The sequence below is a fragment of the Metapseudomonas cellulosilytica genome, assembly GCF_049334135.1.
Taxonomy (GTDB): domain Bacteria; phylum Pseudomonadota; class Gammaproteobacteria; order Pseudomonadales; family Pseudomonadaceae; genus Metapseudomonas.
Genome location: NZ_JBHZGN010000006.1, coordinates 128,195 through 146,789, shown reverse-complemented (window position 1 = coordinate 146,789; position 18,595 = coordinate 128,195). Strand labels below are relative to the sequence as shown.

Genomic DNA, 18,595 nt, shown 5'->3' with positions numbered 1-18,595 from the left:
CTACAAGAACAATGAGCACCATCCCCAACTACGACCTCTATGGCGAGGCGCCGCAGCCGATCTGGCACGAGTCGCTGCACGTGGAATCCATCTCCAAGCGCTCCGGGGCCTACAACTGGGAAATCGCACCGCACCGGCACGACGGCCAGTTGCAGATCCTCTACCTGATGCAGGGTGCTGGCGAGGTCCTGCTGGAAAGCGAGAAGGTTCATGCCACAGCGCCCTGCGTGATCCACATCCCGGCACAGTTCGTCCACGGCTTCCATTGGGCCGGACAGGTGGAAGGGCATGTGATCACCGCCCTGCAGCCCCCCCTGGAAAGCGCCGCGCGGGTGCTCTCCCCGGCTCTGCTGCCGCAATTGCAGAAACCCCACCTGATCCACCTGCCACGCTGGGAAGCCTGCGAAGACCCACTGCTGCCGCTGTGCCTGGCGCTGCACCAGGAGTACCACGACCGCCCCCGCGAACACGTGGCCTGCAGCATGTCGCTGCTGTTGGCGCTGGTGATCCACATCTTCCGCTTCGCCGTTGCCGATAACGCCCAGCCAACCCCTGCCCAGGGCCGGCGCAGCCAGCAGGTGCGTGTCTTTCGCGAACTGGTGGAGGTGCATTTCCGCAACCACCGGCCGGTGAACGACTACGCGGGCGATCTGGGCATGACCACGGCGACCCTCGGCCGCCTCTGCCAGGAGCAGCTCGGCATGAACCCCATGGCGGTGATCAACGCCCGCCTGGTGCTGGAGGCCAAGCGCGAACTGGCCCATTCCAGCCAGAGCATCAAGACCATCGCCCACGACCTGGGATATTCCGATGTGGGCTATTTCAGCCGCTTCTTCCGCAAGAACACCGGGCTGACGCCAAGCGAGTTTCGCGAAGCGGCGCAGGGCGATGGTTAGGGCGACTTTTGCGCTGCCCTCGACGAATGAATCAATCCCCGGAATTCGACCACCAGGTCACTCGTTCGGAAATCCGAACGACGTTAGGAGCGAATATTCGGAAGCCCGGACAGGGTTAAGTTCCAGTTAGCACCCTATCTAAATAAAATCATTAAATATCAATGGCTTAACTATAAATCCAGACCACCATACAGATGGCACGCATCCTGCGAATACAGATCCCGACGGACGCGAACTTCCTTGTCGCGCCGATAAGAACAAACATCATCGAGGACTGTCGTTCATGCGTATGCTCCCCAAGGTTCTGGCCACCGCTATCGCAGCAACCCTGATTTCTGCTCCGGCCTTCGCCGCCGAGCTGACCGGTACCCTGAAGAAGATCAAGGAGACCGGCACCATCACCCTCGGTCACCGTGACGCTTCCATCCCCTTCTCCTACCTCGGCACCGAGCCGGGCAAGCCCGTCGGCTACTCCCATGACATCCAGCTGAAAGTGGTCGAGGCCATCAAGCAGGAACTGGGCATGCCGGCGCTGAAGGTCCGCTACAACCTGGTGACCTCCCAGACCCGTATCCCGCTGGTGCAGAACGGCACCGTGGACCTGGAGTGCGGCTCCACCACCAACAACCTGGAGCGCCAGAAGCAGGTCGGCTTCTCCGTCGGCATCTTCGAAGTGGGCACCCGCCTGCTGTCGAAGAAGAGCGCCAGCATCAACGAGTTCGACGACCTGAAAGGCAAGAACGTGGTGACCACCGCCGGCACCACCTCCGAGCGTCTGCTCAAGTCCATGAACGCCGAGAAGCAGATGGGCATGAACATCATCTCGGCCAAGGACCACGGCGAGTCCTTCCTGATGCTCGAATCCGGCCGCGCGGTGGCCTTCATGATGGACGACGCCCTGCTCTACGGCGAAATGGCCAAGGCCAAGAAGCCGGATGACTGGGTCGTGACCGGCAAGCCGCAGTCCTTCGAAATCTACGGCTGCATGGTTCGCAAGGACGACGAAGCCTTCAAGAAAGTGGTCGACAAGGCCATCGCCGACACCTTCGCCTCCGGCGAGATCAACGGCATCTACGACAAGTGGTTCACCCAGCCCATCCCGCCCAAGGGCCTGAACCTGAACTTCCCCATGAGCGACGAGCTGAAGAAGCTGGTGGCCAACCCCACCGACAAGTCGGCTGAAGAAATCTGACCTGTCGCGCCTCTCTCCTAGCGGGAGAGAGGCCGCTCTTCTCCCCTCTCCCTTTGGGGTGAAGAGGCACGCTTTTGGAAGCGCAACTTCCAGTGCCGATGAACGCCCAAGCGCGAAGCGTTTGGGCAGGGGCGCAGGGCGGGGGCCGGGGGTGAGGGATGGTGGGCTCCGTGCAAAGTCATGCAGCCCTCACCCCAACCCTCTCCCAGAGGGAGAGGGAGCTTCCCCCCCTCCACTGCCTTCAACCGCAGACAGATCGACCTGATAGGGGACAACCCTGATGAATTACAACTGGGACTGGGGCGTGTTCTTCAAGTCCACCGGGATCGGCAGCGAAATCTACCTGGACTGGTTCGTCACCGGCCTGGGCTGGACCATCGCCATCGCCCTGGCGGGCTGGATCATCGCCTTGTTGCTGGGCTCGCTGCTCGGCGTGATGCGCACCGTACCGAACCGCTGGATCTCCGGCATCGCCACCGTCTATGTGGAAGCCTTCCGTAACGTGCCGCTGCTGGTGCAACTGTTCCTCTGGTACTTCCTGGTGCCGGACCTGTTGCCCGAGTCGCTGGAAATCTGGTTCAAGCAGGACTTGAACCCCGCCACCTCGGCGTACCTGAGCGTGGTGGTCTGCCTCGGCCTGTTCACCGCCGCCCGCGTCTGCGAGCAGGTGCGCACCGGTATCCAGGCGCTGCCCAAGGGCCAGCTCGGCGCCGCCCGCGCCATGGGCTTCCGCCTGCCGCAGATCTATCGCTACGTGCTGCTGCCCCAAGCCTACCGCATCATCATCCCGCCACTGACTTCCGAGTTCCTCAACATCTTCAAGAACTCCTCCGTGGCCTCCCTGATCGGCCTGATGGAGCTGCTCGCGCAGACCAAGCAGACCGCCGAGTTCTCCGCCAACCTGTTCGAGGCCTTCACCCTGGCCACCCTGATCTACTTCACCCTGAACATGAGCCTGATGCTGTTCATGCGCCTGGTGGAGAAGAAGGTGGCGGTGCCCGGCCTGATCTCCGTAGGGGGTAAATGATGGACTTTTCCGCGATCGTCCCCGCCCTGCCGGGCCTCGGCGACGGCCTGCTGATGACCTTCCAGCTGATGCTGCTGGGCGTTTTCGGCGGCGTGGCCCTGGGTACCGTCCTGGCCCTCATGCGCCTGTCCCACAGCCCGCTGCTGTCGAAGATTGCCGGGCTGTACGTCAACTACTTCCGCTCCATCCCGCTGCTGCTGGTGATCACCTGGTTCTACTTCGCGGTGCCCTTCCTGCTGCGCGCGATCACCGGCGAAGACACCCCGGTGGGGGCGTTCACCTCCTGCCTGGTGGCGTTCATGATGTTCGAGGCGGCGTATTTCTGCGAAATCGTCCGCGCCGGCATTCAGGCCATTCCCAAGGGCCAGATGGGCGCGGCCTCTGCCCTCGGCATGACCTACGGCCAGAGCATGCGCCTGATCATCCTGCCCCAGGCCTTCCGCAAGATGACCCCGCTGCTGCTGCAGCAGAGCATCATCCTGTTCCAGGACACCTCGCTGGTCTACACCGTGGGCCTGATGGACTTCCTCAACGCCGCCCGCTCCCGCGGCGACATCATCGGCCAGCCCCATGAGTTCCTCATCTTCGCCGGCCTGGTCTACTTCAGCGTCAGCTTCATCGCCTCCCAGTCGGTCAAACTCCTGCAGAAAAGGTTAGCCGTATGATTTCCATCAAGAACGTCAACAAGTGGTATGGGGACTTCCAGGTGCTGACCAACTGCAGCACCGAGGTGAAGAAAGGTGAAGTGGTGGTGGTGTGCGGCCCCTCGGGTTCCGGCAAGTCCACCCTGATCAAGTGCGTGAACGCCCTGGAACCCTTCCAGAAGGGCGACATCGTGGTCGACGGCACCTCCATCGCCGACAAGGCCACCAACCTGCCCAAGCTGCGTTCCCGCGTCGGCATGGTGTTCCAGCACTTCGAGCTGTTCCCGCACCTGTCGATCACCGAGAACCTGACCATCGCCCAGACCAAGGTGCTCGGCCGCGGCAAGGACGAAGCCATGGACAAGGGCCTCAAACTGCTCGATCGCGTCGGCCTCAAGGCCCATGCCCACAAGCACCCCGGCCAGCTCTCCGGCGGCCAGCAGCAGCGCGTGGCCATCGCCCGGGCCCTGGCCATGGACCCGGTGGTGATGCTGTTCGACGAACCCACCTCGGCCCTGGACCCGGAAATGGTCAACGAGGTGCTGGACGTGATGGTCGAGCTGGCCCAGGAAGGCATGACCATGATGTGCGTGACCCACGAGATGGGTTTTGCCCGCAAGGTGGCCGACCGGGTGATCTTCATGGACCGCGGGCAGATCGTCGAAGACTGCGCCAAGAACGAGTTCTTCGGCGACGTCAACGCCCGCTCCGACCGCGCCCAGCAGTTCCTCGCGAAGATCCTGCAACACTGATCGACGCTCCACCCCGCCGCTCGGCGCCCTGCGCCGAGCCGCGACTGGCAAGGCCCGGATGTCTATGATGCAATGCCCCACCGCCAGCCTCCGCGCCATACCGCCAGCCCTGAACGTGAAACCGCGCCTGCTCCGCCATCTCTTGCTGTTCCTGCTGCTCGTCCTGTGCATGCTGGGATTCGGCTATGTCGGCTATCACCTCAGCGAGGAGTCGGGCATCCGCGCGCTGCGGGACAACGGCGAACGGCAGCTGGAACTCCACGCCCGCGCCGTGGAAAGCGAGATCAACCGCTACACCTACCTGCCCAGCCTGCTGGAGCTTGAATCCAGCGTCAGTCACCTGCTGCTCAACCCCACCCCTTACCGGCGCAATCTGGTCAACGATTACCTCGAAGGCCTGAACCGCCGCAGTGGCGCCCGCGCGATCTTCCTGCTGGACACCAGCGGCCGGGTATTGGCCACCAGCAACTGGCGCGATGCCGACAGCTTCCTGGGCGAGGACCTGGCCTTCCGCGCCTATTTCCAGGAAGCGGTGCAGGGCCGGCCCGGCCGCTTCTACGGTATCGGCAGCACCACGGGCGAGGCCGGCTACTACCTGGCCCACGGCCTGCGCTACCAGGGCCGGATCATCGGCGTGGCGGTGGTCAAGGTGAAGCTGGAAGCGCTCCAGGAACGTTGGGAAAAGGCCCGTCTGCAGGCCTTCGTCAGCGACGAGAACGGCATCATCATCCTCTCCAGCGACCCGGCCCTGCGCATGAAGGCCGTGCGCCCGCTTTCGGCCGAAGACAAGGAACGCCTGGCGCGCAGCCTGCAGTACTACTGGTGGGCGCTGAACGAATGGGAACCGCGCTCCCGCGAGGTGCTGGGCGAAGGATTGGAAGCCATCAGCTTCGCCGCCAGCGGCCCCCGGGGCGAGGCGGAAGACGAAGTCGCCTACCTGGCCCAGACCCGTACCCTCAACGACACGCCCTGGCATTTCACCCTGCTCTCGCCGCTCGCCGACCTGCGCCACGAAGCGGTAATCCAGGGCATGCTCGCCGCCGTCGGCGTCGCCCTGTTGGCCTTCCTGCTGATCGCCTGGAACGAGCGGCGCAAGGCCATCGCCACCCGCCTGGCCGCCCGCGAGGCGCTGCTGGCGGCCAACAACGAACTGGAACGCAAGATCGCCGAACGCACCCAGGACCTGCGCGCCAGCAACAGCCGCCTGCTGGCGGAAATCCGTGAACGCAAGCAGACCGAAGAGAACCTGCGCAAGGCCCAGGACAGCCTGGTGCAGGCCGGCAAGCTGGCGGTGATCGGACAGATGTCCACCAGCATCGCCCACGAACTCAACCAGCCCCTGGCGGCACTGCGCACGCTCTCCGGCAACACCGTGCGGTTCCTCGCGCGCGGCGCCCTGGACACCGCCAGCACCAACCTCGCGGCGATCAACGAACTGGTCGACCGCATGGGCCGCATCACCGCCAGCCTGCGCGCCTTCGCCCGGCGCTCCGACGACCACGGCCAGGCACGCCTGGGCAAGGCGGTGGACGCCGCCCTGTTCCTCCTGCACACGCGCCTGGAGCGCACCTCCCTGACCCTGCACCGGGACTTCGCCGATGTGCTGCTGGCGATCGACCAGACCCGCCTGGAGCAGATCCTGGTCAACCTCATCGCCAACGCCCTGGACGCCATGAGCGGCCAGGCCGACTGCCAGCTCTGGCTGGCCGGCGCCGTCGACGGCAAAACCTACCGCCTGCAGGTGCGCGACAACGGCCCCGGCATCGACCCGGCCAACCGCGTGCACCTGTTCGAGCCCTTCTTCACCACCAAGCCCGGCGAACACGGCCTGGGCCTGGGCCTGACCCTCTCCGCCAGCCTGGCCACCGCCGCCGGCGGCAGCCTGGCGGCCCATCACCCGGAAAGCGGCGGCACCGCCTTCGAACTCTGCCTGCCGCTGCTGGAAAGCCCCGACGACTCCGCGAGCCCCGTCCAATGACCGAGCCCCTCAACGTCCTCATCGTCGAAGACGACCCCCACGTCCTGATGGGCTGCCAGCAGGCGCTGGCCCTGGAAGACATCCCCAGCATCGGTTTCGGCAGCGCCGAGGAAGCCCTGGCCCAGGTGGGCGAAGACTTCGCCGGGATCGTCATCAGCGATATCCGCCTGCCCGGCATGGACGGCCTCACCCTGCTGGAACGCCTCAAGGCCCGCGACCGCAGCCTGCCGGTGGTACTGATCACCGGCCACGGCGACATTTCCATGGCGGTGGGCGCCATGCGCAACGGCGCCTACGACTTCATGGAGAAACCCTTCTCCCCCGAACGCCTGGTGGACGTCGCCCGCCGCGCCCTGGAGCAGCGTGCCCTCGCCCGCGAAGTGTCCAGCCTGCGCCGCCAACTGGCCGGCCGGCAGTCACTGGAGCAACGCATCATCGGCCGTTCGCCGGCCATCCAGGCCCTGCGCGAGCTGATCGCCAACGTCGCCGACACCTCGGCCAATGTGCTGATCGAAGGCGAGACCGGTACTGGCAAGGAACTGGTCGCCCGCTGCCTGCACGACTACAGCCGGCGCCAGTCGAAGGAGTTCGTCGCCCTCAACTGCGGTGGCCTGCCGGAGAACCTGTTCGACAGCGAGATCTTCGGCCACGAGGCCCACGCCTTCACCGGTGCCGGCAAGCGCCGCATCGGCAAGATCGAGCACGCCCACCAGGGCACCTTGTTCCTCGACGAGATCGAGAGCATGCCGATCAACCTGCAGATCAAGTTCCTCCGCGTGCTGCAGGAGCAGACCCTGGAGCGCCTGGGCTCCAATCAGCCGATCCCGGTGGATTGCCGCGTCATCGCCGCGACCAAGTTCGACCTGGACGAGGAAGGCCGCGCCGGGCGCTTTCGCAGCGACCTCTACTACCGCCTCAACGTGGTCACCCTGGAGCTGCCACCGCTGCGCGACCGGCGTGAAGACATCCTGCTGCTGTTCGAGCACTTCCTGCAGCTGTCCTCCCTGCGCTTCGACCGCCCCGCACCGGAACTCGACAACGCCACGGTCTCCACCCTGATGGCCCACGACTGGCCAGGCAACGTGCGCGAGTTGCGCAATGTCGCCGAACGCTTCGCCCTCGGCCTGCCGGTGTTCAAGAAGAGCGGCCAGGCGCCGGATGGCAACGAACCGCGCTTCGCCGAAGCGGTGGAGGCCTTCGAGAAAAGCCTGCTCGGCGCCGCCCTGGAGCGCCACGGCGGCAACCTCAGCCAGGCGAGCATCGCCCTGGGCATGGCCAAGACCACCCTGTTCGACAAGGTGAAGAAATACGGGCTGTAGGACGGCTGCGCGGCGAAATGAACCTGTAGGGGCGAATTCATTCGCCAAGCAGGCCGAAGGTCTGCCAATCAATCCCGAATGGGGCAGCTGTGCTGCCCTTGGCGAATGAATTCGCCCCTACAAGAGAATCCTGCCCCTACAAGCAATTCCCGCCTCTCCAATGGTCTAAAACCTCCAGACCACACCACACGAACCACCGCCATGTCCCCGCTGCACCGTGCCATCCACGCCAAGGCCGGTGAACTGGCCCCGGCCCTGGCCGCCTTCGCCCTGCTGCTGTGCCTGTTCGGCGGCTATTTCATGCTGCGCCCGGTGCGCGAGACCATGGGCATCGCCGGCGGCGTGGAGAACCTGCAATGGCTGTTCAGTGCCACCTTCGTCGCCATGCTGCTGGCCGTGCCAGCCTATGGCTGGCTGAACGCGCGGGTGCCGCGGCGGGTATTCCTCGACTGGGTCTACCTGTTCTTCGCCGCCAACCTGCTGGGCTTCGCCTGGCTGCTGTGGCGCATCCCCGATCCGCTGTGGGCGGCGCGGGCCTTCTATGTCTGGCTGTCGGTCTACAACCTGTTCGTGGTATCGCTCGCCTGGAGCCTGCTGGCCGACGTGTTCGACCGCCGCCAGTCCAAGCGGCTGTTTCCCTCCATCGCCGCCGGAGCCAGTCTGGGCGGGTTGCTCGGCCCGCTGCTCGGCGGCCTGCTGGTGGGCGCGCTGGGTACGGCGGGCCTGCTGGCACTGGCCGCCCTGCTCCTGCTGCCCACCCTGCCCCTGCGCCGCTACCTGATGGCCTGGCGCGGCAAGGGGGGCGCCGGTCGGCCCGGCATGGAAAGCGATTCGCCGGAACGGCCGGTGCCCGGCAACCCCTTCGCCGGCATCAGCCTGGTATTCGGCTCACCGTACCTGCTGGGCATCTGCGCCTTCGTCCTGCTGCTGTCCTGCACCAGCACCTTCCTCTACTTCGAGCAGGCGCGACTGGTGGCGGCGCTGTTCCCGGACAGCCAGCAACAGATCCGCATCTTCGCCCTGATCGACTTCGCCGTGCAGGCCCTGTCGCTGGCCAGCCAGCTGTTCATTGCCGGCCGCGTGGCCCAGCGTTTCGGTGTCGGCGCCCTGCTGGGCGTGGTGCCGCTGCTGGTGGCCCTGGGCTTCCTCGCCCTGGCGCTGATGCCGCAATTCGCCGTGCTGGCGGCGGTGATGGTGGTGCGCCGGGTGGGGGAATACGCCTTCGTGCGCCCGGGCCGCGAGATGCTTTTCGTGCCCCTCGACGCCCAGCAGAAATATCGGGCGAAGAACTTCATCGATACCGTGGTCTACCGCGGAGGCGATGCCGTCAGTGCCTGGCTCAAGGCCTTGCTCGACGGCATCGGCCTCGGCGCGGCCCTGGTGGCCCTGGTGGGCGCGGGCGTCGCGCTCGCCTGGTCCGCGCTCGGCTGGCGCCTCGGCCGGCGCCACGAACATTCAGCAACAGCACAGGAGGTCGAACCATGACAACCGGCATCACCCGCGCCGAATTCCTCCGCCTGGGCGCAGGAGCGGCTCTGCTCGCCATGAGCCCTTTCAGCCTGGGCGCCGACATGGGTCAGCAGCCCCTGCGTCGCCGGGCGATCCCCGTCAGCGGTGAGCAGATACCGGTGATCGGTCTGGGCACCTACCGGGGTTTCGACATTTCCCATGACGCCGCCGAGGCCTGGGCCGACTGCCGCAAGGTGCTGCAGGAACTCTTCGCCGCCGGCGGCTCGGTGATCGACAGCTCCCCCATGTACGGCCAGGCGGAAGAAGTGGTGGGCGGCCTGCTGAACGAGCTCCAGGCCCATGAGCGCGCCTTCGTCGCCACCAAGGTCTGGACCCAGGGCCGTCAGCGCGGCGTGGCACAGATGCAACACTCCATGCGCCTGCTGCAACGCCAGCGCATCGACCTGATGCAGGTGCACAACCTGGTGGACTGGAAGGAACACCTGACGACCCTGCGGCTGTGGAAGGAAGAGGGCCGCATCCGCTACCTGGGCGTCACCCATTACACCTCCAGCGCCTACGACGAGCTGGAAAAGGTCCTGCGCGCCGAACAATTGGACTTCCTGCAGATCGACTACGCCTTGAACGACCGCGATGCGGAAGAACGTATCCTGCCACTGGCCCGGGAGCGCGGCGTGGCAGTGCTGATCAACCGCCCCTTCGGCGGCGGCAACCTGCTGCGCAACCTGTCGCAGCAGCCCGTGCCGGACTGGGCCGGCGACTACGACTGCAGCAGTTGGCCGCAACTGTTGCTGAAGTTCTGCCTGAGCCACCCGGCGGTGACCTGTGTGATCCCCGGAACGGGAAACCCCCGCCATATGCTGGACAATCTCCAGGCCGGGCGGGGGAAGGAAGCGGATCAGGTCTTCCGCGAGCGCCTGATCCAGGCGGTCTGACATCCCTCGTCTCGTAGGGTGGATGTCGCTTTTTACATCCACCAGCGGAGCCAAGCTCGGCACCGATGGTGGATCGATAAGGCGTGATCCACCCTTGCACTACGAATCTCGCGCGCGACGGCCCACGTAGGATGTGGTGGAGCGCAGCGATACCCATCAACGTCCTGTCCGACGAACTCATCGGGCTTTATCAGGCCGAGAACCCGCCATCGACCATCAGGTTGGCCCCGGTGATGTAGCCCGCTTCCGGGCCGGCCAGGTAGGCCACGAAGCTGGCGATCTCCTCAGCCTGGCCGTAGCGTGGCAGGGCCATGAGTTGCTTCAGGCCCTCGGCGAATTCGCCGCTGTCGGGGTTCATGTCGGTATCCACCGGGCCCGGCTGCACATTGTTGACGGTGATGCCGCGCGGCCCCAGGTCACGGGCCAGGCCCTTGGTGAAGCCGGCCACCGCCGCCTTGCTCAGGGCGTAGACCGAGCCGCCGGCGAACGGCATGCGCTCGGCGTTGGTGCTGCCGATGGTGATGATGCGGCCGCCCTCGCCCATGACGCGGGCGGCTTCCTGGCTGGCGATCACCACGCTGCGGACGTTCACCGCCAGGGTGCGATCCAGGTCTTCGATCTTGAACTCTTCTATCGGGGCCACCGCCAGCACCCCGGCGTTGTTCACCAGGATGTCGAGGCGACCGAACGTCTCCACGGTATGGCGGATGGAGGCGCGGATGGCGTGCTCGTCACTGCTGTCGGCCTGGATGGCGATGGCGCGGCCGCCGGCGGCTTCGATCGCTGCGACCACCTCGAGGGCGGCACTGGCGGAAGCGACATAGGTCAGGGCGACGGCGGCGCCGTCCTTCGCCAGACGCTGGGCGATGGCGGCGCCGATGCCGCGGGAACCGCCCTGGATGAAGGCGACTTTGCCGTTGAGGGATTTCAGAGTGCTCATGTGGGATCTCCTGAAACTTGGGAGTGGAGTGGAAGACGGCCCCAGTATCGAGCGTAGATTCACAACCGATAAGCCGGCAATCGCTATATTCAGTCGATACCAATGGTTTACGGAGAGCCCATGGAAACCCTCAGCAGCATCGAGTGCTTCGTCCGCGCCGCAGAGGCCGGCAGCTTCGCCGAGGCCGCACGGCGCCTGGGCCTTACACCTGCTGCCGTGGGCAAGAACGTGGCCCGGCTGGAAAGCAATCTGGGCGTGCGACTGTTCCTGCGCAGCACCCGCCGCCTGACCCTGACCGAGGCGGGCGAGCGCTTTCTCGCCGAAGTGAGCGGCGGCTTGGCGAGCATCCAGGGCGCGGTGGCCAACCTCGCCAGCAGCCAGGGCCAGCCGGCCGGCGCCCTCAAGGTGAGCATGGGCGTGGCCTTCGGCCGCGACTACATCCTGCCGCACCTGGCCGACTTCCTCGCCCGCTACCCGGCCATCATTCCCGACTGGCATTTCGACAACCGCCCCGTGGACCTCATCGGCGAAGGCTTCGACGCAGCCATCGGCGGCGGCTTCGAACTACCGCCCGGGGTGATCGCCCGGCAACTGGCACCGGCCCATCGGGTGCTGCTGGCGTCGAAGGACTATCTGGCGCGGCACCCGGCCATCGAATCGCCGGAAGACCTGGCCCGGCACGACGGCATCCTCATCCGCTCACCCCAGACCGGCCGCGTACGCGCCTGGCCGCTGCGCACCCGTGACGATCGCCAGGCGACTTTCGAGCTGAAGATGCGCATGGCCATGAGCGACCCGGAAGCGGCCTGCCATGCGGCCATGCAAGGGCTGGGCATCACCCTGGTGAGCACGGTGCACGCCCTGCCCCACCTGGAGCGCGGCAGCCTGGAGCGGGTGCTGCCGGACTGGTACGTGGACACCGGCGGCCTGTCCCTCTACTTCAGCGCGCAGAAGCTGCTGCCGGCCAAGACCCGCGTGTTCATCGACTTCATCGTCGAGCGTTTCCGCCAGCAGAAGCTGGCGGAGAAGTTCAATGCCAACTGGCGGTCTGCAAATAGGGAGCATCCGTAGTCGTAGGGTGGATGTCGCTTTTTACATCCACCAGCGAGGCCAGGCTCGGCACCGATGGTGGATCGGTGAAGCGTGATCCACCCTTGCACGACGATCCCATCAAACATCGCCGATGGGTATCGCTCCGCTCCACCACATCCTACGCCCCCACAGTAGTCGGGTGGATGTCGCTTTTTACATCCACCAACGAGGCCAGGCTCGGCGCCGATGGTGGATCGGTGAAGCGTGCGTCCGGCGTCAGATGTGCTCGCTGCGGGCGGCCACATGCAGATTGCGCCCCGCGCCCAGGCCGAACGCCGTGGCGGCCAGGCTCACCACCACGAAGATGATTCCCACCGTGCTCCAGCCGTGGGTCAGGTCGTGCACCACGCCCACCATCAGCGGCCCCATGGCGGCCAGGGTATAGCCCACGCCCTGGGCCATGCCGGAGAGGTTGGCGGCGACATGGGCGTCCCGCGAGCGCAGCACGATCAGCGCCAGTGCGATGCTGAAGGTGCCGCCCTGCCCCAGGCCCAGCACCACGGCCCAGCCCCAGATGCCGGACAGCGGTGCGTAAAGCATGCCCAGCAGCCCGGCCAGGGTCAGGCCCATCACCAGCACCACGGCGGCGCGCTGGTCGCGGCCACGGCTGGCCAGCCAGGGCGCGCCGAGGGCGCTGATCAGTTGGGTCATCACCGAGCCGGACAGCACCAGGCCCGCCTCCACCGCGGAGAGGCCCCGATCGATCAGGATCGATGGCAGCCAGCCGAACACGATGTACGCCAGGGACGACTGCAGGCCCATGTAGAGGGTCACCTGCCAGGCCAGCGGGTCGCGCCACAGGCCGGTCACCTTGTAGGCCTGGCGGTGGGCCTGCTGGGCCTGGCGCGCCTGGGGCAGCCAGACCAGCGCGGCGAGCACCGCCGGCAGCGCCCAGAAGGCCAGGGCCGGCTGCCAGGCCCGGTCCATCCCTTCTGCCAGCGGCACCGTGGCGCCGGCGGCCAGGGCGGCGCCCAGGCACAGGGCCATGGTGTAGACCCCGGTCATCAGCCCGGCGATATGGGGGAAATCGCGCTTGACGATACCCGGCAGCAGCACGCCGATGATGCCGATGCTCGCTCCCGCCACCAGGCTGCCGAGGAACAGCCCGGCCACCGGGAACAGGCTGCGCAGCAGGATGCCGCCGGCCAGGGTGAGGAGGATCAGCAGCACCGTGCGCTCGCTGCCCAGGCGCCGCGCCAGAATCGGCGCCAGCGGCGCGAACAGGCCGAGACAGAGCACCGGCAAGGTGGTCAGCAGACCGGCGCCGGAGGCCGAGAGGCCGGTGGCCTCGCGTACCAGGTTGAGCAGCGGCGCCAGGCTGGAGAGTGCCGGGCGCAGGTTCAGCGCCACCATCACCAGGCCGACCAGCAACAGCCAGGCGCTGCCGGGCAGCGCGTGGGGCCGGGGCTCGTCGTCGGCCTCGGCGTCGATCAGCAATTCTTCCGGGGGGCAGGCCGGCGTCTCGGGGGCTTCATCCAGGGAAGGGGCAGTGGACATGAAGGCAATTCCGCAATAGGGGCAAGGTCAGATCAGCAACGCGCGGTTGGCCGCTGCGGCGGCGTCCGCGTCCTGGCGCTCGATGGCGTCCAGCAGTTCGCGGTGCAGGTCGAAGCTCGGCTGTGGCCGCTCGGGATCGGAGATGGTGCGTTCCAGCCCCACGCGGATCACCTGGGAGAAATAGCGGTACAGCTCGCTGAGCACCGGGTTGTGGGCGCTGTCCACCACCCGCTGGTGGAAGGCCAGGTCATGCACGATGTAATCCTGCAGGTCCTCATAGCTGGAACGCGCGCTGGAGGCGGCCAGCGCCACATGCAGGGCCGCAAGGTCGTCCTCGGTGCGGCGCAGTGCGGCCAACCGGGAGGCCTCGATCTCGATCATCCCGCGCGCCTCCAGGGCCTGCTCCACCGAACTGCGCGCCAGGGCCTGCATGGTGGCCAGCGGGTCGGCGCAGGCACGCACATAGGTGCCGTCGCCCTGGCGCACTTCCAGCACGCCGGAGAAGGTCAGCACCCGCACCGCCTCGCGCACGGTGTTGCGGCTGATGCCGATGATCTCGGCCAGTTCGGGCTCCGGGGGCAGGCGATGGCCCAGCGGCCAGGTGCCGTCATCGATGCGCTGGCGGATCTGCTCCAGGGCGATATCCACCAGGGAGCGCTTGAGTGCGGGTGCGGGCATGGCAAACATCCAATCATCGGATGAATTTGAAGAAGGCAAAGGTTAGTCATCGAGCCAGCTCGCCGCAACCACCATCCTTGCGAGTAACGAAATAGTCATTATCGGCCGGGATGATTTTTCCCCCTCCCCGGCCGTTGGTAGCCTGCACGCACTCACCCATGCATCGCTCGGGGAACCCCCATGAAGCACGCCCACATCCTTGCGCTGGCCGTAATGGCACTGATCCTCGCTGGCTGCGCCAGCCAGCCGGCCCCCGAGCAACGCCCCTATACCGACGCCGAGGTGAAGCAGTTCGCCCTGGAAATGCTCAGCCGCAGCAGCCTGCCCTACGACGACTACGAACGGCTGCGCCAGGCCATCCTGCATCCCAGGGTGCCGGAAGCGGGAAAGGATCTGCCCAAGGACATGCCGAAGAAAGGCTGAGGCCAGGTCGCTGATGACGAACGACCGCTCCCGGCGTGCGTGAAATACCGCACGCCGGAAATGAAAAAGGGGCTCGATGAGCCCCTTTTTCCTTGCCGATCAATCAGCGCTTGCGGCCGAAACCCGGACGCTGGCCCTCGCCACCCGCCGGGCCACTGCGCCTGTGCTGCGGGCTCTGTGGCTTGCGGTTGGGGCGGTCGGCCAGTTCGACGGCCGGACGTTCGCCCTGGGGCTTGGCCGGGCGCTTCTTGTTGGTGTCGCGCGGACGCTCGGCCACCGGCGTGCCACGCGGGGCGCGGGCTGGGCGCTCGTCGCCGTCGCGGCGCTGGCCACGAGCCGGACGCTCGTCACCCTCGCGGCGCTGGCCACGGGCCGGACGCTCGTCACCGTCACGGCGCGGGCCACGGGCCGGACGCTCGTCACCGTCGCGGCGCTGGCCACGGGCCGGACGCTCGTCACCCTCGCGGCGCTGGCCACGGGCCGGGCGCTCGTCACCCTCACGACGCGGACCACGGGCCGGACGCTCATCCCCCTCACGGCGCTGGCCACGAGTCGGACGCTCGTCACCCTCGCGGCGCGGGCCACGGGCCGGGCGCTCTTCCCCTTCATGACGCGGCCCACGCGCCGGACGCTCATCGCCTTCGCGGCGCGGCGCACGGGCGCCGACGGGCTTGGCCGACTTGCGCTGCAAGCGATCCAGGCGGTCGCGGAACTTTTCCTTCATGTTCGGCAGGGCAACGGGCTTGAGGCCCACCTCGGCGCTGAGGATATCCACTTCACTCTGGGACATTTCGCGCCAGCGGCCCATGGTCAGGTCGGAGGTGATGAACACCGGCCCGAAGCGCACACGCTTCAGACGGCTGACCACCAGGCCCTGGGATTCCCAGAGACGGCGCACTTCGCGGTTGCGGCCTTCCATCACCACGCAGTGGTACCAGTGGTTGAGGCCATCGCCGCCGGGGGCTTCCTGGATGTCGGTGAACTTCGCCGGACCGTCTTCCAGCATCACGCCGTGCTTGAGGTTTTCCAGCATCTCCTCGGTGACTTCGCCACGCACGCGCACGGCGTACTCGCGGTCCATCTCGAAGGAGGGGTGCATCAGGCGGTTGGCCAGTTCACCGTCGGTGGTGAACAGCAGCAGGCCGGTGGTGTTGATGTCCAGGCGGCCGACATTGATCCAGCGACCGGACTTCACTCGCGGCAGGCGCTCGAATACGGTGGCGCGGCCTTCCGGGTCGTCACGGGTGCAGACTTCGCCTTCGGGCTTGTTGTAGATCAGCACGCGGCGGACGCTTTCGGCTTCTTCCTCGCGCTTGAGCAGACGACCGTCGACGCTGATGGCGTCATGGCGATCAACGCGCTGGCCGAGGGTGGCGACTTCGCCATTGACCTTTACCCGGCCCTCGTTGATCCAGGCCTCGATATCACGGCGCGAAGCAAGCCCCATGCGGGCCAGGACCTTTTGCAGCTTCTCCCCTGCGGGGCTGTATTCGATGTCACTCATCTGGGCACCTCCCGGTGTAGCAGTAAAAAGGCCGCGCATCATACGCGGCCGGTGGCACTCAGGCTAGTTGAGCCCCGCCGCCGCGCCAGCCTCGCCGCCGGGCGGTGATCATCAATGGACGCTTTCGTCGGGCAGCGGCTCGTCCCCGCCTTCGGTGGCCACGGCTTCCGGCTCGTCCACCGAGGCGAGGAGCAGGTCGTCGAAGTCGGTCTTCAGGCCCTCTTCCATGCTGTCCAGTTCGGCCAGCAGGCTGCGGAAGCTGGTTTCTTCCCGCGGCTCGTCCGGCTGCTCGGCATCGGCGCGGGCCTGCAGCGCCTCGGGCACCGGGGCCTCGCCGTCTTCCAGGGCCAGCACCGGCTCGGGTTCCAGCTCGCGCAGGGCGGCGAGCGGCGGCAGTTCTTCCAGGCTCTTCAGATTGAAGTGGTCGAGGAAGGCGCGGGTGGTGGCGAACATCGCCGGCTTGCCGGGCACATCGCGGTAGCCGACCACGCGAATCCACTCCCGCTCCAGCAGGGTCTTGACGATCTGGCTGTTCACCGCGACGCCACGGATGTCCTCGATCTCGCCGCGGGTGATGGGCTGGCGGTAGGCCACCAGGGCGAGGGTTTCCAGCATGGCGCGGGAGTAGCGCTGCGGGCGCTCTTCCCAGAGCCGGCCGACCCAGGGAGAAAAACGCTCGCGGACCTGCAGGCGGTAGCCAGACGCCACTTCGCGCAACTCGAAGGCACGGCCTTCGCAGCTGCGCGCCAGGATCGCCAATGCCGAGCGGATCACCGACAGCTCCGGGCGCTCGGCTTCCTCGAAGAGCTCGGCCAGGCGCTCCAGCGACAGGGGTTTGCCGGAAGCGAGGAGAAAGGCCTCCAGCAGCGAGGCGAGTTCGTTGGGATCGTTGAGGTTCATCTACTCGGCCCGGGCGCGTACATGAATGGGGGCGAAGGGCTCATTCTGCACCAGTTCCACCAACTGTTCCTTGATCAGCTCCAGCACCGCCATGAAGGTGACGACCACGCCCAGGCGCCCCTCCTCCGCCGTGAACAGGGCGACGAAGGGCACGAACGCGCCGCCCTTGAGCCTCTCCAGCACTTCGCTCATGCGCTCGCGGGTGGACAGCGCCTCGCGGGTGACCTGGTGGCTCTCGAACATGTCGGCGCGGCGCAGCACCTCGGCCATGGACAGCAGCAGTTCTTCCAGGGCGACATCCGGCAGCAGCTTGCGCGCCCGCGCCTCCGGGGCGTCCAGGCGGGGCACCGTGAGGTCGCGACCGACCCGCGGCAGCTGGTCGATGCCTTCCGCCGCCTGCTTGAAGCGCTCGTACTCCTGGAGGCGGCGGATCAGCTCGGCGCGCGGGTCTTCTTCCTCTTCCTCCACCTCGCTGGAGCGCGGCAGCAGCATGCGCGACTTGATCTCGGCCAGCATGGCAGCCATCACCAGGTACTCGGCGGCCAGCTCCAGGCGCACCGACTTCATCAGCTCGACATAGGCCATGTACTGGTGGGTGATGGCCGCCACCGGGATGTCGAGGATGTCGATGTTCTGCTTGCGGATCAGGTAGAGCAGCAGGTCGAGGGGGCCTTCGAAGGCTTCGAGGAAGACTTCCAGGGCGTCCGGCGGGATATAGAGGTCCTGTGGCAGCTCGGTGACCGCCTGGCCATAGACCAGGGCGAAGGGCAGCTCCTGCTGGGCGCCTGCCTGGCTGTCCTCGACCTCATGGGGCGGTGTCTCGTGCATCAACGTCTCTCGCAGCTCCACCGCTGCCTGGTAAATGGCCGACCAGCGGTACCGGTCGGCGGGAAAGCGGGCAAATTAGCACCATGTGCCAGACTAAAAAAGCAAGACGCAGCACCCCTGGTCAGGTCTGGAGCAGAAAAGCCCATGGAGGTTTCGATGAAACTCTTTTCCCTGATGTTCAGTGCCGTCCTGATGTTCCTCTGCCTAACCCTCGTGCCGGCAACCACGGCAGAAGCGGGCATGATCGGTACCAGCGAGGCGGTTTCGGCCCAACAGCAGCCGAACGATCACGCCAGGATCGATGCGTTTCTCAGCAAGTCCGAGGTTCAGGACCAGATGCGCGCCATGGGCGTGGATGCCGCCACGGCCCGGGCCAGGGTCCAGGCCCTGACCAACGAGGAAGCGGCACAGCTGGCGCAGAAGCTGGATGCGACTCCCGCCGGCGGCAATATCGGTACCACCGATTTCATCATCATCCTGCTGGTGATCATCCTGCTTGCGATCGTCCTGTGAACGGCGA

General features: G+C 66.5%; 18 protein-coding genes. 12 read left to right on the top strand and 6 right to left on the bottom strand.

The features are described from left to right. Positions 1 to 11: 11 nt before the first annotated feature. The 9 genes from ACFW0H_RS09875 to ACFW0H_RS09835 all read left to right on the top strand — a co-directional run bounded on the left by ACFW0H_RS09875 (position 12) and on the right by ACFW0H_RS09835 (position 10,213). Complete coding sequence (locus ACFW0H_RS09875) at positions 12 to 896, top strand: helix-turn-helix domain-containing protein (RefSeq protein WP_422913720.1); 885 nt, start codon at positions 12 to 14, stop codon at positions 894 to 896. 283 nt (positions 897 to 1,179) lie between these two features. Beyond that, on the top strand, positions 1,180 to 2,088 hold the full coding sequence (locus tag ACFW0H_RS09870) for a glutamate/aspartate ABC transporter substrate-binding protein (protein ID WP_422913719.1): 909 nt from the start codon (positions 1,180 to 1,182) through the stop codon (positions 2,086 to 2,088). Between the two features lie 280 nt (positions 2,089 to 2,368). Next, complete coding sequence (locus ACFW0H_RS09865; protein ID WP_422913718.1) at positions 2,369 to 3,115, top strand: amino acid ABC transporter permease; 747 nt, start codon at positions 2,369 to 2,371, stop codon at positions 3,113 to 3,115. After that, positions 3,112 to 3,780, top strand: a complete 669-nt coding sequence (locus ACFW0H_RS09860; protein WP_422913717.1) for an amino acid ABC transporter permease — start codon at positions 3,112 to 3,114, stop codon at positions 3,778 to 3,780. Before ACFW0H_RS09865 ends, ACFW0H_RS09860 begins: the two co-directional genes overlap by 4 nt. Next, positions 3,777 to 4,511: an amino acid ABC transporter ATP-binding protein gene (locus ACFW0H_RS09855; protein WP_422913716.1), complete on the top strand. Its 735-nt coding sequence runs from the start codon at positions 3,777 to 3,779 to the stop codon at positions 4,509 to 4,511. Before ACFW0H_RS09860 ends, ACFW0H_RS09855 begins: the two co-directional genes overlap by 4 nt. 67 nt (positions 4,512 to 4,578) lie before the next feature. After that, positions 4,579 to 6,489, top strand: a complete 1,911-nt coding sequence (locus ACFW0H_RS09850) for a sensor histidine kinase (RefSeq protein WP_422913715.1) — start codon at positions 4,579 to 4,581, stop codon at positions 6,487 to 6,489. Continuing rightward, entirely contained in the window at positions 6,486 to 7,808 is a 1,323-nt protein-coding gene (gene aauR, locus ACFW0H_RS09845) for a two-component response regulator AauR (RefSeq protein ID WP_422913714.1), read from the top strand. The genes ACFW0H_RS09850 and aauR overlap by 4 nt, the downstream gene beginning before the upstream one ends. Before the next feature lie 201 nt (positions 7,809 to 8,009). After that, entirely contained in the window at positions 8,010 to 9,293 is a 1,284-nt protein-coding gene (locus tag ACFW0H_RS09840; RefSeq protein WP_422913713.1) for an NTP/NDP exchange transporter, read from the top strand. After that, positions 9,290 to 10,213 carry an aldo/keto reductase gene (locus ACFW0H_RS09835; protein WP_422913712.1) on the top strand — a complete coding sequence of 308 codons (924 nt, stop codon included), beginning with the start codon at positions 9,290 to 9,292 and terminating at the stop codon, positions 10,211 to 10,213. The genes ACFW0H_RS09840 and ACFW0H_RS09835 overlap by 4 nt, the downstream gene beginning before the upstream one ends. A 190-nt stretch (positions 10,214 to 10,403) precedes the next feature. Here the strand turns inward: ACFW0H_RS09835 and ACFW0H_RS09830 are convergent, their stop codons facing one another. Beyond that, complete coding sequence (locus ACFW0H_RS09830) at positions 10,404 to 11,153, bottom strand: 3-oxoacyl-ACP reductase family protein (protein ID WP_422913711.1); 750 nt, start codon at positions 11,151 to 11,153, stop codon at positions 10,404 to 10,406. A gap of 120 nt (positions 11,154 to 11,273) precedes the next feature. Here ACFW0H_RS09830 and ACFW0H_RS09825 point away from each other — a divergent pair, with 120 nt between their 5' ends. Beyond that, positions 11,274 to 12,224 carry a LysR family transcriptional regulator gene (locus ACFW0H_RS09825; protein WP_422913710.1) on the top strand — a complete coding sequence of 317 codons (951 nt, stop codon included), beginning with the start codon at positions 11,274 to 11,276 and terminating at the stop codon, positions 12,222 to 12,224. Positions 12,225 to 12,461: 237 nt separating this feature from the next. Here the strand turns inward: ACFW0H_RS09825 and ACFW0H_RS09820 are convergent, their stop codons facing one another. Then, on the bottom strand, positions 12,462 to 13,742 hold the full coding sequence (locus ACFW0H_RS09820) for a CynX/NimT family MFS transporter (protein WP_422913709.1): 1,281 nt from the start codon (positions 13,740 to 13,742) through the stop codon (positions 12,462 to 12,464). A gap of 27 nt (positions 13,743 to 13,769) precedes the next feature. Continuing rightward, positions 13,770 to 14,420, bottom strand: a complete 651-nt coding sequence (locus ACFW0H_RS09815; protein ID WP_422913708.1) for a FadR/GntR family transcriptional regulator — start codon at positions 14,418 to 14,420, stop codon at positions 13,770 to 13,772. A gap of 180 nt (positions 14,421 to 14,600) precedes the next feature. Here ACFW0H_RS09815 and ACFW0H_RS09810 point away from each other — a divergent pair, with 180 nt between their 5' ends. Continuing rightward, a complete protein-coding gene (locus ACFW0H_RS09810) occupies positions 14,601 to 14,843 on the top strand; it encodes a hypothetical protein (protein ID WP_422913707.1) in 243 nt (80 codons plus the stop codon). A gap of 103 nt (positions 14,844 to 14,946) precedes the next feature. Here the strand turns inward: ACFW0H_RS09810 and rluB are convergent, their stop codons facing one another. From rluB to ACFW0H_RS09795, 3 genes are all read right to left on the bottom strand, one after another. Then, the gene (gene rluB / locus ACFW0H_RS09805) at positions 14,947 to 16,347 is read right to left on the bottom strand and encodes a 23S rRNA pseudouridine(2605) synthase RluB (protein ID WP_422913706.1); all 1,401 of its coding nucleotides are present in this window, start codon (positions 16,345 to 16,347) and stop codon (positions 14,947 to 14,949) included. 111 nt (positions 16,348 to 16,458) lie between these two features. After that, positions 16,459 to 17,247 carry an SMC-Scp complex subunit ScpB gene (gene scpB / locus ACFW0H_RS09800; protein ID WP_422913705.1) on the bottom strand — a complete coding sequence of 263 codons (789 nt, stop codon included), beginning with the start codon at positions 17,245 to 17,247 and terminating at the stop codon, positions 16,459 to 16,461. After that, entirely contained in the window at positions 17,248 to 18,075 is an 828-nt protein-coding gene (locus ACFW0H_RS09795; protein ID WP_459077295.1) for a segregation and condensation protein A, read from the bottom strand. A gap of 156 nt (positions 18,076 to 18,231) precedes the next feature. Here ACFW0H_RS09795 and ACFW0H_RS09790 point away from each other — a divergent pair, with 156 nt between their 5' ends. Next, positions 18,232 to 18,588: a PA2779 family protein gene (locus ACFW0H_RS09790; protein ID WP_422913704.1), complete on the top strand. Its 357-nt coding sequence runs from the start codon at positions 18,232 to 18,234 to the stop codon at positions 18,586 to 18,588. The last annotated feature ends 7 nt before the right edge of the window (positions 18,589 to 18,595 follow it).